1 pseudogene is annotated in these 1,585 nt (G+C 58.3%); it reads right to left on the minus strand.

The window, feature by feature from the left end:
- Window positions 1-1,553: pseudogene (locus tag VLA07_RS27045) on the minus strand (hypothetical protein); the annotation flags it as partial.
- Between the last annotated feature and the right edge of the window lie 32 nt (window positions 1,554-1,585).

Here is a 1,585-nt window from a genome sequence, read left to right on the forward strand (position 1 = left end):
TCGAGGAAGCCGTTCGCCACCCCGAGGACAATGGGGGCGTCCAGCTCGAATTTCGGTTCACCCACATTGAGCAATTTCGTGTGCAGCGATTCCCGTCTGAGGATCTCGTCGCCCTCGGCTATCAGCAGGTCGTACCAACCCTCCAGGGTTCCGCCGTCAAGGAGCTTGAGGTTGTAGTCATCGACGGTGATGACAAAACCTTCGGGATTCTCGACTTCATCCTCCTTCGGAATGTGCCACTCCAACTCAGGCAGGAAGGTGCTGCCGTCCGGACGTTTACCCAACAGGAACAGCTCAATGCCCATGCCGTACTCGATGGCCGGATCGAACGGAATGCGGACGTTGATGGGTGTCTTCGTGGGATCGATGAAGTCTCCCTCGGCTTCCTCGATGATCGGTGCGGCCAGGCGGTGGGCAGCGCCTTTGAAATGTACAAACTGCCTTTTGGAGAGTGGAAGACTGCTGCCGTTGCGTACCAATTGATAAGAGAAAGTGACCTGGGTATTGACCAGTTTGCGTACGTCTGCAATGGACAGCTTGAACGCGTAGTTATGCGGGATATTGTCGACGGTCTGGGGCAGGGCGGTGACCCTGACCTCTTCGCCATCCACGGTGGTGCCGAGCATGGTCAAGTGAATGATGTCATTAAGCTCGAAGCCTGGCCGGGTGGCGGTGACTACGACCGTAATGTCGTTGTTGCCCTGTTTATCGACGTCGAGTTCATTGTTGACAGCCTCCTGAACGATAGGCGCGCTCAGCCGGTCGGTGCCGGTGGTGACGACGATGCGGGTTGCCTTGCACCAGTCTTCCGACTCATTGCCGACGATGTCGCGCACCTTGAAGGTGACCGCCAGACCAGAGTCGTCGGTGTCACCGACGAGCTCAATGGTGGCTTTGGAGACCGTGATCAATATCGGGTTTGCCGCTGGATCGTCGATCTGCGCCTGGGTCACCGGTGTGGAATACTCAAAAAAGCCACCCCAACTGAGATGAATGACGTCGCCCACCGCGATGTCCGGGTAAGGCGAGCCGCTGCCGGCCGCGGACCTGATGACAATCGGCACTCCCGCTTCGGCAACGTCTTTGTCCACCCCGCCGTTGACGATTTCCGGGGGAATGTACATGTACAGGTTGGAGTGACCAGGGAGCGGGTCGATGTCCTGGCCAGCGGGGAGTTCCAGTTTGACGAAGAGGTTGAGAGGGGTGTCCGGACGCTCTTCTTTTTGATTGGGCTGTTTGATTTCGTAGGTGAGTTCGTAAGAACCGTTCTGCAGATGACGGGGAGCCACCCACAAGAGGGTCGGTTGCTTGAGCTCGGCTTCGTCAATGATGGGACGCCCGTCGACCTCACGGCCATTGAGCAGCAGCTTGACGGTGTCGCCGATAGCCTTGTTGGCCCAGACGGGGATGACGACAAGCAGGCCGAGGTCGGGAAAAGTGAACACCGCCGCCCGGTTGATCCCCCACTGACCGGAAGGCAGAAGGCGCCCGGGGACTAGCGGGTCCAGCAATGAATGGGGGGCTGAGATTTTCTTCTTGGGTTGAACGAGCATGGTCGGAACTCCGTGCGAACTGTCGGGAGACA

The organism is Pseudomonas sp. S3(2024), assembly GCF_036861315.1.
GTDB lineage: Bacteria > Pseudomonadota > Gammaproteobacteria > Pseudomonadales > Pseudomonadaceae > Aquipseudomonas > Aquipseudomonas putida_A.